We start from the raw sequence: 17,589 nt of genomic DNA on the forward strand, positions 1-17,589 counted from the left end.
CGCTATCCCTTCACAGCGCCAGAGGTCAGCCCGGCGACTATGCGTCGTTGAAAAATCAGGACAAAGACAATGATCGGGACCGTGATCACGATCGCGCCGGCCGCGATCGATCCCGTCGGCTCCTCGAACTGCGAACTGCCGGTGAAGTTGACGATCGCCACCGGCGCGGTGATCGCTGCCTTGGTGGCGGTCAGCGACAGTGCGAGCAGCAGGTCATTCCACGCGAAGATGAACACCAGGATCGCGGCGGTCACCAGTCCCGGAGCCGCCAGCGGGGCGATCACCTTGCGGAAGGCCTGACCGGGCGTCGCGCCGTCCATCTTGGCCGCCTTTTCCAAATCCCAAGGGATTTCCCGGAAGAACGCCGACAGCGTGTAGATAGCCAGCGGCAACGCAAAGGTGATGTACGGCAGGATCAACCCAGGCCAGGTGTCGAACAGCCCGACCGCACGCTCGATGTTGAACAACGGCGTCACCAACGAGATCGCTGGGAACATGGTGATCAGCAGTGTCATCCCGATGAGCAGCCGCTTACCTGGAAAGTCCAGCCGGGCAATCGCATAGGCGGCCATGGCGCCGAGCACCACCGCGATCACGGTGGTGGTCAATCCGATTCCGATGGAATTGATCAGCGCCGAGCTGAAGATATCGCCCCGGAAGATGCCGCGGTAGTTGTCCAGGGTCACCGATGACGGAATCAGCTTGCCGTCCTTGACCGTTGAGGTCGGTTTCAACGAGAGGCTGAAAATCCACAGCACCGGCAGCAACGCGTACAACACCACCAAGGTATCGACGACAACCCAGAACGTCCTGCGCCGCGCATCAACCGATTCAGCGCGCATCGACGTCACTCCCCGGAACTGCGGCGCCGAACAACGTGATGTAGACGATCGCAATCAGTGCCACGCAGCCAAATATCAGTACGCTGATCGCCGATCCCAAACCGACGTTGAAACCCTTGAACAGGTTGTCGTAGCCCAGGATCGACACCGAACCAGTGTCGTTCTCCCCCGCGGTCAGCACATAGATGTTGTCGAAGATGCGGAACGCGTCCAGGGTGCGGAAGAGTAATGCCACCACCACGGCCGGCTTGATGATCGGCAGGATGACCCTCGTCAGCCGCCGCCAGGGACCCGCACCGTCCACCTGCGCCGCGTTCAGCAGGTCCTGCGGGACCAGCGCCAGACCGGCCAGCAGCAGCAGCGCCATGAACGGCGTCGTCTTCCAGACCTCGGCGAGCACCACGATCCCCAGGGATGGGATCTGTTGGGTCAGTGGCGCACTCCCCTGCGGCAGCAAATTGGCCAGGTAGCCGGTCCCCGGCGTCCAGGCGTAGTACCAGCTGTATGAGGCGACCACCGTGACGATGCCGTACGGGATCAGCACCGCCGTGCGCACGAACCCCTTGCCCACCAGCGTCCGGTGCATCACCAGGGCCAGCGACAGGCCCAGCACAAACTCCACCGAAACCGAGGCCACCGTGATCGCCAGGGTCACCGCCAGCGCCGTCCACCAATAGCGGTCGGTCAGGACGGTGTGGTAGTTGTCCAGGCCGATGAACTTGGTGTCATGCGGGGTGGCGAAATTGTTGCGCTGCAGGCTCAGCCACACCGCGTAGCAGATCGGATAGGCAGTCACCGCAAGCATCAATGTCGCGGCCGGCGCCACCAGGGCCAAGGCCAATCGCCGTTCGCCCCGGCGGTTCCCGGTGGGAGCGGTGTCAGCGGAGGAAGCGATCACGGCAACAGGCCCTTGCCGTCGATGGCCTTCTGCACCTGGACACTGAGTTCGTCGGCGGTGCGCTCCGGGTCAATCTTGGTGACGGGGCTCAGCGCCCTGGACAGCCGCAGGGACACCGCCTGATAGGCCGGGGTGACCGGACGCACCGCGGCATCGGTCAGTTGCCGACGAATGATGTCGTACATCGGGTACTTGGCCTGGAATTGCGGGTCGGAGTACAGCGACGCCCGGACCGCGGGCAGGCCGCCCTCGATGGAGAGGTACTTCTGGTTTCGCGGGTCGCGCAGGCACCGGATGGCCTCGAACGCCTCGGCCTTGTGCCGGGTGGTCTTGGCGACCGCCAAGTTCAGCCCGCCCAGCGTCACCCTGGCCGGGTGACCGGCCACCACCCCGGGGTACGGCGCGAATCCGAACATCTTCTGGCTGGCTTCGTAGGCGATGCGGAACTGCTCGTCGGTGGGCACGAAGGTGCCGACGTTGTTGACGCTGCGGGCCAGTTCGGGAATCCGGTTGAGCGGCAAGAACGGCACCCCGCCTTTGACCGCGTTCTCCAACATGGAAGCGAACACATACGGCCAGTTGACCTCCATGGCCGCCCTACCCTGTTCGAACGCCAGCCGAGTGGTTCCCTCCTCCGCGCGACTGATGGACGGGTCGGCTCCGGGCGCAGTGGCCACCGCTTTCAGCACGCGCAGCGCAGCGACGGTCGCCGCCCGATGCCCGGGGGTGTCGGTCAGGGTGACCCGTTTGCCGTCGTCGGAAAGCACCTGACCGCCCACGCTGTTCAGCACGGTGTTGAACCAGACGACCAGACCCTCACCCGGGTTGGCTTGCGCGGCGATCCCGCTGGGCCGGCCGGCGGCATGCAAGCTGGCCGCCTCGGCGACCATGGCGTCCCAGTTGTCCGGCGGTTCGGGAATCAAATCACGCCGGAACCACAGCAATTGGGTGTTGGTGATGACGGGAGCGGCATACAGCTTCCCGCCCCACGTCGCCGTCTTGAGCGGGCCGGGCAGGGTGTCGGCGGTGGCGTCGGCGACGGCCAGGCCGGCCGGGTCGTCCGAGAGCGGCAACACCCAGCCCGCCTCGGCGAATTCGGCCGTCCAGACCACGTCGAGGCCCATCACGTCGAGGGTGTCGTCGTTGCCGGTCAGCCGGCGGGCCAGTTGTAACCGCTGCACGTCGGGCGAGCGGGGCAGGCTGATCTGCTGGATGGCATAGCGGCCGTTGGCCTGCTCCGTACAGCGCTGAGCGATCGCGGTGAATGTCGAGCCGTCCGTAGCCGGCGTATAGAGGGTGATCACCGTCCCGCGGTTGCTCGACCCGCAACCCGCCCCCAGGACCGCAGCCGCCAGCATCAGCGCAGCAGCACCCAGCCTGCGCACACGACCCACCAACGCAGCGGCCCTCGTGAGCTTTCCCGCGTCAGATCGCCAGGCGCGCCAGCAGATCCCGCGCCTTCTCCGCGTTCTGGGGATCGCAGAGAACGTCGTAGCGGCCGGCCACCAGTTGCATCGTCGAACTGAAATCCCGGGTGCCCCGCGCCATGGCATAGGGAACCGCGGAGGTGATGAGCCCGAAGAACACCCCGGCAACCAGGCCGGTGATCAGAGCACCCCACGGGTTGGTACTGAAGAAACCAAGCAACAAACCGATGAACAGACCCAGCCACGCGCCGCTGAGCACCCCGCCACCGAGCACTTTCCCCCAGGTCAGCCGGCCGGTGACGCGCTCCACTTGCATGAGGTCGACGCCGACGATGGTCACCTGCTGGACCGGGAAGTCCTGGTCGGACAGATAGTCGACGGCGCGCTGCGCCTCGGCATACGTGGGATAGGACCCGACCGGCCAACCCTTGGGCGGGGTGGGCAAACTGGGCACGGCGCGGCGACCTGCCGCGCCGCGTGTGGACGATGCACCGGAACCCTGCCCGGGTTGGAATGGGCTACTCATCGATCCTCATTCTCCTCTGCCTGGAACATAGTTTCACGTCCAGTCAAGGCCAGCACCCGTTCGCTCGCTGCGAACCGCTGCGAGCGACCCCGCTGGGCCGTATTGGTGCTGGCCAAGGACCGATCGGGCAGCGTGCGGGCAATCAAATCATGAAGTACTGCGCGGCCGTCCATAGGCTAGGTTGAGTTCATGACGGCTCCCCGCGATGACGGCTCGCCCTGGCCACCTCCGTCCGGGGGAGAGCAGGATCCGGACGCTACCTGGCTGGCGCCAACCTCACAGCCACCGCCGCCACCGAGCTACCAGTCGGGGCCGACGCCATATCCGCCCAACCCACCGGGCGCCGGCTACCCGCCACCACAAAGCCCACCACAACCGAGCTACGGGCAATTCGGTCAGCAGCCGTACGGCGCACCCACACCCGACTACCCGGCAGCTCCGTATCCGGCGGCACCGTATCCGGCGGCACCGCCCCCGCCGCCGTTGTATCCGGGCGCCGGCTACCCGCAGTATCCGGGCGGGCCCGCGGGCAATCCGTATTACTCCGGGCCGTCATCGGGCAACAACGGCATGGCGATCGCGTCGCTGGTCACCGCGATCGCCGGTGTGGTGATCGGGATTCCATTCAGCGTCTTCTGCTACATCGGCTTCCTGATCCCCGTCGTCGCGCTCGTGCTCGGCATCGTCGCGCTGAATCAGATCAAGCAGTCCCAACAGCCGGGCCGCGGCTTGGCCCTCGCGGGCATCTGGACCAGTGCGGTGACGCTGGGGCTGCTGGTGCTCCTTTTCATCATCGGCGTGGCGGCGATCGCGGCGAACAGTCGCTGACGACGGCTCCTTGGGCAGCGATTAGGACAGGCTCGACAAGCCAAGCCCGAGCGGCGCTCCTACGCTGAATAACCATGGCATCGGTCAACAGGGTGTACGTCGCGCGGCTCTCGCGCATGATGGTGCTGGGCCCCTACGGCGAATCCTTCGGCCGCGTCCGCGATGTCGTGATCAGTATCAGCATCGTTCGACAGCAGCCACGGGTGCTGGGGCTGGTGGTCGATCTTGCGACCCGTCGCAGCATCTTCATCCCGATCCTGCGGGTCACGGCCATCGAGCCCCAGGCGGTGACCCTCAACACCGGCAAGGTCTCCCTGCGCCACTTCGAGCAGCGCCCGGGTGAGGTGCTGGCGCTGGGCCAAGTGCTCGATACCCCGGTCCGGGTCACCGACCCCGAACTGCCGGAACTGGCGAACGTCGACCTCGTCATCACCGACCTGGGCATCGAGCAGACCCGAACCCGCGACTGGGTGGTGACCCGCGTGGCCGTCCGCAGCCAGCGCCGATTGGGGCGACGCGGCCCGGTGCACGTCGTCGACTGGCACCACGTGCAGGGCTTGACCCCGTCGGCCTTGGCGATGCCGGGCCAAGACGTGGCCCAGCTGCTGCATCAGTTCGAGGGTCGGCGTGCGGTCGACGTCGCCGACGTCATCCGCGGGCTGCCGTCGAAACGCCGCTACGAGGTTTTCCAGGCGCTCGACGACGAACGCCTGGCCGACATCCTGCAGGAGCTCCCCGAGAAGGACCAGGCGGAAGTGCTGTCGCAACTGGGCACCGAACGCGCCGCCGACGTGCTGGAAGAGATGGATCCCGACGATGCCGCCGACCTACTGGGAGCGATGAGTCCCACCGACGCCGAAACGCTGCTCACCGAAATGGATCCCGACGAATCCGACCCGGTGCGACGGCTGTTGAAGCACTCCCCCGACACCGCGGGTGGGTTGATGACGTCCGAGCCGGTGGTGATGACGCCAGACACGTCGGTTGCCGAAGCACTGGCCCGGATGCGCGATCCCGATCTGACCCCAGCGTTGTCGTCGATGGCGTTCGTGGCGCGTCCGCCGACAGACACTCCGACGGGACGCTACCTGGGTTGTGTGCCGCTGCAGCGACTCCTGCGTGAGCCACCCGGCGAACTGGTCGGTGCCTTGGTCGACACCGATCTGTTCACCTTGGACCCGGAGACGCCCCTACAGGCCGTCACCCGCTACTTCGCCGCATACAACCTGGTCTGCGGGCCGGTCGTCGACGCCGAAAAGCACCTCTTGGGTGCGGTCACGGTCGACGACCTGCTCGATCACCTGCTGCCCCAGGATTGGCGGGTGGACGTACAGCAACTCGACCCCGCGGGCAGGCCCGCGAGATCCGGAGGTTCGCTGTGAGCAAGGCGCCGTCGCGGGGCCTGTACACGCCGCGCACCTCGCGCACGTTCACTCCGCGCTTCGATGCCGATGCGGTGGGACGCACGACGGAGTCCATCGCACGGTTCTTTGGCACCGGCCGATACCTACTGGTGCAGACCATCTTTGTGACGGTCTGGATCTTGCTGAACGTGTTCGCGGTGAGCTTGCGCTGGGACCCGTATCCGTTCATCCTGCTCAATCTGGCTTTTTCCACGCAGGCTTCCTACGCCGCGCCGCTGATTCTGCTGGCACAGAACCGTCAGGAGAACCGCGACCGTGTTGCGCTGGAAGACGATCGGCAACGCGCTGCGCAGACCAAGGCCGATACCGAATATCTGGCGCGTGAGCTGGCGGCGCTGCGCCTGGCCATCGGCGAGGTGACCACCCGGGACTACCTGCGGCACGAGCTGGACAGCCTGCGGGCCTTGCTGGCAGAACTGCAGCCCGCCGAATCTGACGATGCGCCAGCGCGGGTGGTGGCCGACGAGATCACGCGGCGTGCTAAGAAATCGGGCTGAGAAAGAGTCCGACCATTGCGCAACTCCCGTTACGAGAGTTATGTATGGTGATCTAGTTCACGAAGCTAAGAAGCGTTGTAGTTCCGACGAAACAACCGACGAAGCAACTAGGACGGCCAGGTGCGCATAGGGGGTCGCTGGGGTGCCCGTCCGGCCGCTGCTGCGGTGCGGCAAGGCACTACTCGCGTTACGCGATCACCAGCATTCGGCGTGGCCGTCATTACTCCGTTGGTCTTTGCCGGCGCCGTCGCCGGTGCCGCGCCCTCGTTGCACCCGCGGCTTCCGGCAACGGCGCGGACGGCGATCAACAATGTGGCCGCGGTTGCCACCGGAAGTGCCCCCGCCCCGCGCATCGATATGAGCGGACCGACCGTCGTCGCCATCGCCCGCCCGCCCGCCAGCTTCCACGTCGCGGTCGCCGCGAGCTCCGCACCGCCGCCGCCGCGGATCGTGAATTCTCCTGGCACACTGGGCATTCCGGTCATGGCACTATCGGCGTACCGCAATGCCGAGCAGAAGATGGCCAGCGCGGCCCCAGAGTGCGGAGTGAGCTGGAACCTGCTCGCCGGGATCGGACGCATCGAGTCGATGCATGCCAACGGGGGCGCCACCGATTCCCGTGGCACCGCCATCAACCCGATCTATGGTCCTGCGCTGGACGGTTCGCTGCCCGGCAACGAGGTCATCGTTCAGAGCAATGTCGGCAACACGGTCACCTACGCCCGTGCGCTGGGGCCGATGCAGTTCCTGCCCGGCACCTGGGCTCGGTACGCCGCCGACGGCGACGGTGACGGGGTGCCCGACCCGCAGAACTTGTTCGACTCGACCTTGGCCGCCGCCCAGTATCTGTGCAGCGGCGGGTTGAACCTGCGGGACCCGAGCCAGGTCATGGCCGCGATCCTGCGTTACAACAACTCGATGTCCTACGCCCAGAACGTGCTGGGCTGGGCCGCGGCGTACGCGACGGGCGTGGTGCCGGTGGACCTGCCGCCGATCACCGGACCGCCACCGCCGATCGGCGACGCACACCTCGAGCACGGCGAGGGGGAGGGCCTGGGCCCGAATCTGCCGTTTGCCGTCAAAGGACCCGGCGCCAACTACGATCCGTTCGCCCAACGCGCTCCGTTGATCGAATTCGGGCCGCCCGACACGGCGAGCATGGCGCAGTGGCCGTGGATGCAGCAGGCGCCGCCATGGATGCAGCAGCCTCCGTGGATGCAGCAGCCTCCGTGGATGCAGCAGACGCCCACTCCACAGCCCGTGACGCCGCAGCCCGGCTGCACGCTGATCTGTATCCGCTCGCAGACTCCTGCTGAGGCGCCGGCGGCGGGGCCGGGCGCCCCGCCGCCCCCCAACGGCGGCATCGTCATCGCGCCGCCGCCGCCGAACGTCGCACCGCCGTTCCCGGACCCGTTCGCTCCGCCTCCGGCGGCCCCGGCGCCTGCCGCGCCGCCGGCCCCGGCGGCACCGCCGAACCCGGCCAACCCCGCCCCGCGGGCACCGGCACCGGTCCCGCCCGCGCCCGGTGAGCCGGCGCTGGCTCCGGTGAGCTGACCAACCAGACGCCTGCTCCCCTAGCCGAGCCGCCTACACTCGGCGGTGATGTCTGGAACCCACAGTGACGCCGTAGCTGACCTTCCCAACGCGATTCGCAGCGCGTTGGCCAAGGTGATTGACCCCGAACTACGGCGTCCGATCACCGAACTCGGGATGGTCAAGAGCATCGACGTCGCACCCGGAGGGGATGTGCACGTCGGGATCTACCTGACCACCGCCGCCTGTCCGAAGAAGGCTGAGATCAGCGAGCGCGTCACCCAGGCGGTCGCCGACGTTCCGGGTACCGGCGCGGTACGAGTCAGTCTCGACGTGATGAGCGACGAGCAGCGCACCGAGTTGCGCAAGCAGCTGCGCGGGGATGCCGCCGAACCCGTGATCCCGTTCGCCCAGCCGAATTCGCTGACCCGGGTGTACGCGGTCGCTTCCGGCAAAGGCGGGGTGGGCAAGTCGACGGTCACCGTCAACCTGGCCGCTGCGATGGCCGCACGCGGCTTGGCCGTCGGCGTGCTGGACGCCGACATCCACGGCCACTCGATCCCGCGGATGATGGGCACGACCGACCGACCCACCCAGGTCGAGTCGATGATCCTGCCGCCGGTCGCGCATGACGTGAAAGTCATCTCGATCGCGCAGTTCACTGAGGGCAACGCGCCGGTGGTCTGGCGCGGGCCGATGTTGCACCGAGCGCTGCAGCAGTTCCTGGCCGACGTCTACTGGGGCGACCTGGACGTATTGTTGCTCGACTTGCCGCCAGGCACCGGCGACGTCGCCATCTCCCTGGCCCAGTTACTGCCCAACGCCGAGATCCTGGTCGTGACCACCCCGCAGGCGGCCGCCGCCGAGGTCGCCGAACGCGCCGGCAGCATCGCCATCCAAACCCGCCAGCGCATCGCCGGCGTCGTGGAGAACATGTCCGGCCTCACGCTGCCGGACGGCACCACGCTGCAGGTATTCGGCGAGGGCGGTGGCAAGCAGGTCGCCGAACGGCTATCCCGCGCGGTGGGCGCCGAGGTGCCGTTGTTGGGTCAGATCCCGCTGGACCCTGCGCTGGTGGCCGCGGGCGACGCGGGCGTACCGCAGGTGTTGAGCGCGCCCGACTCGCCGGTGGGCAAAGAACTGCGCCGCATTGCCGACACGTTGTCGTCACGACGACGCGGCCTGGCGGGCATGTCGCTGGGGCTGGACCCGACGCGGCACTGACCCGCCGTTGTCGCGCCGGTCGGTTGCGTCAGGTCGCGTCGGTGTCGAACGGGACCTGTGTCGTCTGGTCGGCGTCGGTGGCATCGTCGGGTCGCGCGGCTCGAGTGGTCGGCCCGTTAGGTCCGGGCGCGTCCGCAGGCTTCCTGGGTTCCCCGACCGGCGAGGGCGCGGAGTTCGTTGGCCGGTCGAAGTTACCCGTGAAGATCGAGTCGTCGCCGTCGAGCAGATGCTTGGTGAGCGCGGCGCGTGGTGTCATGCCGCGCAGCTTCTGCAGCTCACTGAGCTGGCCCCGCAGGTCGTCGAATTCGGGGCCGATGTCCTCACGCAGTTGGCTGGTCATGCCGCTGAGGTAGTCGCGCGCCTGCCGCAAAGCACCTGCCGTCCAGCGGATGGCCCCGGGAAGCCGTTCCGGCCCAAGCACGACCAGCCCGACCACCACCAGGACGAGCATCTCTCCCCAGCCGATGTTGGCGAACATCAGATCAGTTTGTGATGACCCGCTGCGCCCGGCTGCGCCGCGCTCATCACTAGCTCGTATCCGGTTCGGGTTTGACGGTCAGCGTGACGTGACGTCCTTCGCGCACGACCTCGATCTGCGCGTCCTGCCCGATGGTCAGCTGTCGCACGGCGACGACCGCTTCGTCGGAGTCGGCGCCCGTACGGCCGCCGATCTTGACGATCACGTCGTTCTCCAGGACTCCGCCCTTCTGCGCGGGACCACCGGCCTTGACGTTGGCCACCTGTGCACCCGAGGCGATCGCATTGCTCACCGAGCGGGTGCTGATGCCCAGCGTCGGGTGCAGGATCTTGCCGTCCTTGATCAGGGTCTCCGCAACCACCTTCATCTCGTTGACGGGGATCGCGAAGCCCAGCCCGCTGGCGCTGTCGGACAGCGACTTGCCGGCCGTGTTGATGCCGATGACCTGGGAGTCCATGTCGATCAGCGGACCACCCGAGTTGCCGTGGTTGATCGAGGCGTCGGTCTGCAGGGCGTCGATGACGGTGTCGGTGTCGGAGCCCTCCCCCGACAGCGGCACGGGACGGTGCAGCGCGCTGATGATGCCGTGCGTCACCGTGCTGCGCAGGCCCAGCGGCGCTCCGGCGGCGATCACCTCGTCGCCCACCCGCACCTTGTCGGAATTGCCCAGCCGGGCCACGCTCAGGTTGTTGACGTTGTCGACCTTGAGTACCGCCAGGTCGGTCTTGGGATCACGGCCGACCAGGCTGGCGGGCACTTCCTTACCGTCGTTGAACACGACCGAAATCTTGAACTGGCTGGGGTTGTTGGCTGCCTCGGAGATCACGTGGTTGTTGGTGACGATGTAGCCGCGGCCGTCGATGACGACGCCGGAACCCTGCATGCCCTCCTGGTCGCTTTTTGCCTCGATCGTCACCACGGAGTCGGCGATCGCGGCCGCCACCTTGGTGAACCGGCCGGCCGGCCCCTCGGGGTTGTTGGAGGTGGACAGGGTCACCTTCGATGTGGTGAAGGCTTCGACGACCTCCGCGGTTTTGCGGCCGATGACCCCGCCGACGGCGCCGATCAGCAATGCGATCAACAACAGAACGGCCAGGGCGAGGTAGGAGACCTTGCCCCCGAACAGCACGTCTCGCACGCCCAGCTTGCCCGTGTAGCCCGGGGCGGTCCGCGGCGGGGGCGGCGTTACTGCCGGGCTCCCCAACGCGGCCGCGGCCCCAGGATCGCGCCAGGGGTCGTCGGGCTCGTCCTGCTCGCCGTCCTTTTCGGCCGCCAACGCGGCCGCGTCGATGGGATGGCGCTGCAGCGATTCGACGCCGTCGTAAGGGCGGCCGAATGCCTCTTCCAGCACCGGGTCGGCCGGCTTTTCCTGCGGCCTGAACTCACTCTGGTGCTGAAACTTCGGGGGTCGCACCCGTTCCGCGACGAAAGAGCCCTGCAAGCCCGGCGGGCGCCCGAACACCTGACGAGATGCCGGATCGACGGGGGGCCGGAAGATCGGACGCGGCGCCAGGCGAGGGTTGCCGTCTTGGCCGATGTTGTTGCCTTGGTCGGACGTCACGTGATCCTCTTCTGAGCCATTTGGGATTCGGCCGGGTGCGCGGCGCTGAGCAGCACGCCGCATCCCGTGTCCACCCTAGTATCCACGTGTTCGCGGCAATGCCTGGTTGCTAGCGACGTTTCCGCTCGTCACGAGCGTCGCGCTCGGCGAACTGGCCGGCAATGGGCGTCGCTTCATCGATCGGTGAGTGCGGAATCTCTGACAGCAAGCCGAGCAGCGTGCTCGGGATCCGGATCGGGTGCGAATCGCGCAGCGCGTCACGTGCGCGCGTGTGATCGTCGACCTCGGCCGCGCATTGCGGACACAACGAGAGGTGATGGGCGGCCCGCAAGTGTGCGTTCATCCGCAGTTCGCCGTCAACAAAGGCGGCGATGGCCTCGATGGACAGGTGCTCGGTGGACCGGAATTTCCGCGGCGCCCCTACCGGCGCATCGCTCTGCGAGGCGAATTGCGAGGGAAGCCACGAGAACGCGCGCCGAAACACATGTCCCCGTTCGACCATCACCCGCTCCTTCCCCGTCTGCAGGGGCCTTATCAAACCCTCAGACTTCGAATGTAGCGCGGAGCGGTGCCTGATAACCATGTTCAGCAACTAAAACCCTAGGATTTGGGACCTTCTGGCAACCATGTGGTAGCCGAACTGATGGATCGGGCCCCTTTGCGGTCTTAAGCGACGTTTACCGTGGGCCGGGCGAATTCGTTGTGCTCAGGGTGAGCGGCGAGGTAGTCGCGCAACGCCTGGCGTCCACGGTGAATACGGCTGCGCACGGTGCCGAGCTTGACGCCTAGGGTGGCCCCGATCTCCTCGTAGGACAGACCTTCGATGTCGCACAGCACGACCGCGGCGCGAAACTCCGGCGGCAGTGAATCCAGCGCCGCCTGCAAGTCCGGGCCGAGCCGCGAGTCGTGGTAGATCTGCTCGGGGTCCGGGTCGTCGGCGGGCACCCTGTCGTAGTCCTCGGGCAGCGCTTCCATCCGGATACGCGCACGCCGGCGAACCATGTCAAGGAACAGGTTGGTGGTGATCCGGTGCAGCCAGCCTTCGAACGTTCCGGGCTGGTAGTTCTGGACGGACCGGAACACTCGAATGAACGTCTCCTGGGTCAGGTCCTCGGCGTCCTGCTGGTTTCCGGACAGCCGGTAAGCCAGCCGGTACACCCGGTCGGCGTGCTGGCGCACGAGTTCATCCCACGACGGCATCGCCGACTTGTCGCCGGTCGCGTCGAAAATCGCGGTTCCCTGCAATCCGTCAACGGGCTCCACCCACTCGTCGTCCCGAAACTCTTGTGGGTGAGACATAGTGGTCGGGCTCAAGGTGGTGATGATCGATTCCTCCGAGTTCGCCTTGCGTCCAAGGGTTGATATTTCGTCAGTTTCGGCAACGCGACGCTGCCAATCGGTATTCCCGGCCCAGCGTCCTCCGCGATCCATACGCATTACCGTCACTTACCGGAGTGTGCGAGACGTATGAGCAAACTGAGGTTTAGCTGAGAAACCATACTGTTACGTACCCTGCCCAGGGTTTTTTCACGCTTATCTAGTGCCGATGTGACCTTTGTCGCGTCTCCGGCGTCGGGCGTGTCGGTGGGCGCATTCTGCCTGACTGCACCGCAACTTGGCATACGCTGCGGACATGGCCAGCAGCGACGACACCCCGGGCGACGACACCCAGGGCCAGGAAACGCCCACTCGGTCCCCCAGTCGAGCCGATGCGATCTCCGCGCATGCCGAAGGGTCGATATCTGAGGACGCGATCCTGGCGAGCGCCCGCGAGCGCGCCGTCGACATCGGCGCGGGGGCGGTAACCCCGGCGGTGGGCGCCCTGCTCAGCCTGCTGGCCAAGCTCAGCGGCGGCAAAGCCGTCGCTGAGGTGGGCACCGGTGCCGGCGTCAGCGGCCTGTGGTTGCTCTCCGGCATGCGCGAAGACGGTGTGCTGACCACGATCGATATCGAGCCCGAGTACATCCGACTGGCCAAGCAGGCCTTCCTCGAGGCGGGCATAGGGCCGTCGCGCACGCGGTTGATCAGCGGGCGCGCCCAGGAGGTGCTGACCAGGCTGGCCGACGAGTCGTACGACCTGGTCTTCATCGACGCCGACCCGATCGATCAGCCCGAGTACGTCGTCCAGGCCGTGCGCCTGTTGCGCTCCGGCGGAGTCGTCGTGGTGCACCGGGCCGCCCTCGGCGGGCGGGCGGGTGACCCGTCGGCCCGCGACGCTGAGGTTCTTGCCGTGCGCGAAGCGGCCCGAATCATCGCGGAGGACGAGCAACTGACTCCGGCGCTGGTGCCGTTGGGTGACGGCGTGCTGGCCGCGGTGCGCGACTGATATGTACGTCAGTTTGTCAAGGGGCAAGGTGAAGCGGCGCCGCGACCGTCGCCGTGGCCGCCGCTTCTTTTGACCACATGTGCGTGAGGCCCCAGCCCTCATACCGTCTAGTAGGTCGACTAGCAGGGCCGACATCACTCGTCCATCACCCATCGAACTGCTGCACCAGTTTCGCCAATTCGGCGCGACTGCACAGTCCGGCCTTGAAGGTAGCGCGGTAGATGTGTCCTTCTACCGTGCGGACGGACAGCGATAACGCCTCACCGATCTCCCGGTTGGTCAGTCCCTTGGCCACCAACAATGCAATCTCGCGCTGCCGGTGGCTGAACGGATAGGCGAATCGGGCGCCTGCGAGTGCCAGACTGGTCGCGCCACCACACTGCTTGGCCAGGCTCTCGGCGCGAGCACCGGCGCTCAAGGCGCTGCCACGACGATCGGCCAGTCGATAAGCCGACGAGGCATGGGCGGCGGCATCGGCAGCCGCAAGCAGATCACCCATCGTCTCGAAGTCGGCGGACACGGCTTCGAGTTCGGTGGCGGCGTCGTCGGCGAGCGCTTTGGCGTACCGGGCCGCGATCGGCGCGCGCGGCCCTTCGACCAGGGTGGCCAACTCCGCGAGGCGCTCCCCAACGGTGGTGTCGCAGAACTGGACCGAGGTCTGCAGGCATAGGACTTCGCTCGCGAGCATGCCGTGCGCACGGGCGAATGATGCGGCCTGCGCGGCGATCTCACGCGCACGCTCGGCCTGACCCTGCGCGGCGGCAACCCAGGCTTGTGCGAGCAGGTAGATGATCTCGATATACAGCAGGTGGGGACGACGGACTTCGGCCGCCGTTTCCAGCGAGCGCACAGCCTCATCGATGTTCCCCGATCGCGCCAGAGCCGCGGTGTAGTGCGACTGGTACCGATACGTGTGGCCCATGATCAGCCCGAATTGCCCCAGATCAAGCTGGCCGGGATGCAGACGCTGCCGAGCCGTCATGAGATCGCCGGCGGCCAACGCCACCGCCCCCAGGTTGGCGGAGCAGAACCTGCGTGCGATCGGCGCCATCTCGGCAGACCGGCGGTAGGCCTGTTCTGCCACCTCGGTGGCCTCGGCGAGGTCGCCCGCGAGCACCAGCACGTGGGTGTGCAGCTTGGCGAGGTTGGCGATGTTGAACGCGTCGGGTACGTCGTCCAGCATTTCCCAGCACCGCGCCGCCTCCCTGCACGCCTGGCTTAACTGGCCGCGCTCGCCATGGGCGAACGTCCGCATGCCGAGGCAGACGACGGCACCGTAGTTGTCCAGTTCGCCGGGATCGGCGCGGGTCAACGCCTCGAGTGCGCCGGTCGGGTTCGCGGTGAAGCCGAGATGCAGCCCGAGCAGCGTATTGAGTTGGTGTACGCGGACTCCCGTCGAACCCTGCAATGCCTGCTCGACCAGGCGGAGAACTTCATCCGGCTCGGCGAACCCGAACAGCAGATTCATCGCCATCAGGCTGAAATCGTCGAGGAAGTCATTGCCGCGCAGCTCGACGGGCTGGATGCGGCTCAGTTCGGCTACGGCATCGCCCTTTTGGCCAAGCAGAAACAGGGAGTAGGCGTGCCGGAGTTTCGCCCCGATGCCCCCGCCGGCGTCGACCGCGGCGCGCAAGCAGCGTTCGGCGAACTCGACGTCGAGCTGGGCAAGCGCGCCCTCCGCGGCGTTCACCAAGATTTCGACGTTCGGCGGCAGATCCGACTCCAGCCAGAGCCAGCCGAGCTGCACGGGATCGACCGGGGCCATGTTGTGCGGGCTGGCCATCGCCTCGGCGAGGCGACCGCGCAGCCGACTTCGCCGCAGCTCGCCGCACTGGGCCAGCCGAATAGCGGAATACAGCGGATGAGCCACCCGGATAACGTCCGGCGTTGCTTCGTCTGCGCAGATCAGTCCAAGGCGCTCGGCTTCAGCGGACGCTTCGGGGTCGGTGAACGAATTGAGCAAGGACCGGTTGATCGATCCGGCGACGGCTATCAGATCGAGGACCGCCTCAATCGACTCGTCGAGAACACCGAATTGCATTTCCACCAGGTCTCGCATGGCGGGCGAAACCGTCGGCGCCGCATGCAAACTCCACACGCCGTCGCGCTCGACCAGGTTTCCCATTGCGCGTTCGTGATCGATCACCTGCGTCAGATACGCGGCGTTGCCGCGGGTCAAATCCCACAATTGCTCGGCACTAGCGCCGCTTACCTCACCGGACAGTGCGCCTCGGATCACGTCCACGCTCGCGGATTGCGACAGTGGCGACAAGTCGATCCGGCGCAGGATCCCTTCCTTCCACGGGTTCATCACCGAATCGGGCGCGCGGGCGTTGCCCCGCACGGTGACAAGCACTTTGACGTTGGAACATTGCAGAAGGCTGTACACGACGAAGGCTGACAAATTGTCCAGCAGGTGCGCGTCGTCGATGCTGACCAGTACCCGGTCCGCGGCGCCGACGTCAGTCATCGCCGCGACCACCCGGCGGGCGGCGGCGTGCGGATCGTCCCGTTTCCGGCATGACCACTTGGTGAAGGCGCCCAATGGGATCGGCTGCGCGGAGGCACTTGCCACGACCCGATGGACGACCCACCCCAGGTTTTCGGCTGCGTCGGCCGCTTCCTCGGCAAGCCTGGTTTTGCCCACCCCCGCATCGCCGACCAGCAACACGCCGCGACAGTCTTCTGCGGCCAGCGCATCGGCGATCGCCCGAAGTTCGGTGCCCCGACCGACTATGGGACGGCTGACCATCACACGACGAATGTAGTTGCCAATTCCCACATTTGCGCGATTTTGTGAAGCATTCAAAACATTGTGTCGAGCGCCGACGCCGAGCCGAAATGAGGTAGTCGCCGGTGCGTCGAGGGGTCGGGGTGAGGTAGTCGACTACGGGGCTCGCCACACCTCCGGGGACCGACGATTCGCGACGGTCAGAAGTTTCGTCATGAGGTCGTGCTGGCCTCGTCGTTGGAGGCCGGTATGTCGTCTTTCGTGGTCGCAAGTCCCGAGATCCTTGCAAACGCGGCAACGGAACTCGCCGGGATCCAGCGGGCGGTGGAGGCTGCCGGTGCGGCGGCGTCCGGCGCGACGACACAGGTTCTGCCCGCGGCGGCCGACGAGGTCTCGATCACGATCTCGAGGTTGTTCGGCGACTATGCCGGGGCCTATCAAGCGATCAGCGCCCAAGCCGCGGCGTTTCACCGCGACTTCGTCGCGCAATTGAACGCCGCCGCAGCTGCATACGCCGACACCGAAGCCATCGTGGTCGCCGCGCTCAACGACCGCAGCGAGAAGCTGCTGGGGCGCCCGATGATCGGGAACGGAGCTGACGGGACCGCCGAACACCCCGACGGCGGGCCCGGTGGGCTGCTTTACGGCAATGGCGGCAAGGGCTACTCCCAGGACAACTCCCCTAACGCGGCAGGCAAGCGCGGGGGCAGCGGCGGAGCCGCCGGGTTGATCGGCAACGGCGGCGCCGGCGGGTCCGGCGGTAGCGGTGCGCCCGGCGGGAACGGCGGAGCCGGCGGATGGTTATTCGGCCGGGGCGGTTCCGGAGGAGACGGCGGCACCGGCGGTAACGGCGGCCACGGCGGAGCTGCGGGGTTGTTCGGCACCGGCGGCGCGGGGGGCGCCGGTGACGGCTTCGGGGCAGGCGGTGAGGGCGGCCACGGCGGGTTCCTGTACGGCGACGGCGGAAACGGTGGCAACGGCGGCAACCGCGGCAACGGCGGCGACGGCGGGGTGAGCGGCTGGCTGTTCGGCAACGGCGGTCACGGCGGAGCCGGGGGCACGTTCGGTGCCGGAGGCGCGGGCGGCGACGCGGGGCTGCTGGCCGGCAATGGCGGAGCCGGCGGGGCTGGCGGCGACGGCGGCAGCCCTGGCCAATCCGGCGCGGACGGTGGGCGCGGCGGCAACGGCGGCCTGCTGATAGGTCACGGCGGTGCGGGCGGAGCCGGTGGCCACGGCGCGGCCGGCAGCGCAGCCACCGATGCGCTAGCCGCCGGCGCGGCCGGCGGGCCAGGAC

Annotated in this window: 16 protein-coding genes; 7 read left to right on the top strand and 9 right to left on the bottom strand. The window is 67.1% G+C overall.

Annotated features, from left to right (window positions below; genetic code table 11):
• Positions 1–2 precede the first annotated feature (2 nt).
• From BST27_RS18805 to BST27_RS18820, 4 genes are all read right to left on the bottom strand, one after another.
• Positions 3–842, bottom strand: a complete 840-nt coding sequence (locus tag BST27_RS18805; protein ID WP_069421865.1) for a carbohydrate ABC transporter permease — start codon at positions 840–842, stop codon at positions 3–5.
• On the bottom strand, positions 832–1,740 hold the full coding sequence (locus BST27_RS18810; protein ID WP_139805236.1) for a carbohydrate ABC transporter permease: 909 nt from the start codon (positions 1,738–1,740) through the stop codon (positions 832–834). The genes BST27_RS18805 and BST27_RS18810 overlap by 11 nt, the downstream gene beginning before the upstream one ends.
• Entirely contained in the window at positions 1,737–3,098 is a 1,362-nt protein-coding gene (locus BST27_RS18815) for an ABC transporter substrate-binding protein (RefSeq protein WP_069421866.1), read from the bottom strand. Before BST27_RS18815 ends, BST27_RS18810 begins: the two co-directional genes overlap by 4 nt.
• 67 nt (positions 3,099–3,165) lie before the next feature.
• Positions 3,166–3,693: a YflT domain-containing protein gene (locus BST27_RS18820; RefSeq protein ID WP_069421867.1), complete on the bottom strand. Its 528-nt coding sequence runs from the start codon at positions 3,691–3,693 to the stop codon at positions 3,166–3,168.
• 189 nt (positions 3,694–3,882) lie between these two features.
• Here BST27_RS18820 and BST27_RS34535 point away from each other — a divergent pair, with 189 nt between their 5' ends.
• The 5 genes from BST27_RS34535 to BST27_RS18845 all read left to right on the top strand — a co-directional run bounded on the left by BST27_RS34535 (position 3,883) and on the right by BST27_RS18845 (position 9,199).
• The gene (locus tag BST27_RS34535) at positions 3,883–4,521 is read left to right on the top strand and encodes a DUF4190 domain-containing protein (protein WP_079220010.1); all 639 of its coding nucleotides are present in this window, start codon (positions 3,883–3,885) and stop codon (positions 4,519–4,521) included.
• A gap of 74 nt (positions 4,522–4,595) precedes the next feature.
• A complete protein-coding gene (locus BST27_RS18830; RefSeq protein WP_069421869.1) occupies positions 4,596–5,903 on the top strand; it encodes a magnesium transporter MgtE N-terminal domain-containing protein in 1,308 nt (435 codons plus the stop codon).
• A complete protein-coding gene (locus BST27_RS18835; protein ID WP_069421870.1) occupies positions 5,900–6,442 on the top strand; it encodes a DUF1003 domain-containing protein in 543 nt (180 codons plus the stop codon). The genes BST27_RS18830 and BST27_RS18835 overlap by 4 nt, the downstream gene beginning before the upstream one ends.
• 120 nt (positions 6,443–6,562) lie before the next feature.
• Positions 6,563–7,996, top strand: coding sequence for a lytic transglycosylase domain-containing protein (locus tag BST27_RS18840; protein ID WP_083148582.1), 1,434 nt, complete (start codon positions 6,563–6,565; stop codon positions 7,994–7,996).
• Positions 7,997–8,044: 48 nt separating this feature from the next.
• On the top strand, positions 8,045–9,199 hold the full coding sequence (locus tag BST27_RS18845; protein ID WP_139805237.1) for an Mrp/NBP35 family ATP-binding protein: 1,155 nt from the start codon (positions 8,045–8,047) through the stop codon (positions 9,197–9,199).
• Between the two features lie 28 nt (positions 9,200–9,227).
• Here BST27_RS18845 and tatB read toward each other — a convergent pair whose 3' ends face one another.
• The 4 genes from tatB to sigE form a co-directional block, all read right to left on the bottom strand.
• Positions 9,228–9,677, bottom strand: a complete 450-nt coding sequence (gene tatB, locus BST27_RS18850; RefSeq protein WP_069422529.1) for a Sec-independent protein translocase protein TatB — start codon at positions 9,675–9,677, stop codon at positions 9,228–9,230.
• 49 nt (positions 9,678–9,726) lie between these two features.
• Positions 9,727–11,238, bottom strand: a complete 1,512-nt coding sequence (htrA, locus tag BST27_RS18855) for a serine protease HtrA (protein WP_083148583.1) — start codon at positions 11,236–11,238, stop codon at positions 9,727–9,729.
• A gap of 109 nt (positions 11,239–11,347) precedes the next feature.
• The gene (gene rseA / locus BST27_RS18860; protein WP_069422527.1) at positions 11,348–11,740 is read right to left on the bottom strand and encodes an anti-sigma E factor RseA; all 393 of its coding nucleotides are present in this window, start codon (positions 11,738–11,740) and stop codon (positions 11,348–11,350) included.
• A 164-nt stretch (positions 11,741–11,904) separates the two neighbouring features.
• The gene (sigE, locus tag BST27_RS18865; RefSeq protein ID WP_069422532.1) at positions 11,905–12,669 is read right to left on the bottom strand and encodes an RNA polymerase sigma factor SigE; all 765 of its coding nucleotides are present in this window, start codon (positions 12,667–12,669) and stop codon (positions 11,905–11,907) included.
• 202 nt (positions 12,670–12,871) lie between these two features.
• Between sigE and BST27_RS18870 the strand changes: the two genes are divergently transcribed.
• Positions 12,872–13,564 (top strand): O-methyltransferase, encoded by a 693-nt coding sequence (locus tag BST27_RS18870; RefSeq protein WP_069422526.1) that lies wholly within the window; start codon positions 12,872–12,874, stop codon positions 13,562–13,564.
• 145 nt (positions 13,565–13,709) lie between these two features.
• Here the strand turns inward: BST27_RS18870 and BST27_RS18875 are convergent, their stop codons facing one another.
• Entirely contained in the window at positions 13,710–16,316 is a 2,607-nt protein-coding gene (locus BST27_RS18875; protein WP_069422531.1) for a helix-turn-helix transcriptional regulator, read from the bottom strand.
• Between the two features lie 228 nt (positions 16,317–16,544).
• On the opposite strand from BST27_RS18875, the gene BST27_RS32490 reads away from it, so the two are divergent.
• A partial coding sequence (locus BST27_RS32490; RefSeq protein ID WP_083148584.1) for a PE family protein occupies positions 16,545–17,589 on the top strand: 1,045 nt, incomplete at its 3' end.

Source organism: Mycobacterium intermedium (assembly GCF_002086275.1).
Lineage (GTDB): Bacteria > Actinomycetota > Actinomycetes > Mycobacteriales > Mycobacteriaceae > Mycobacterium > Mycobacterium intermedium.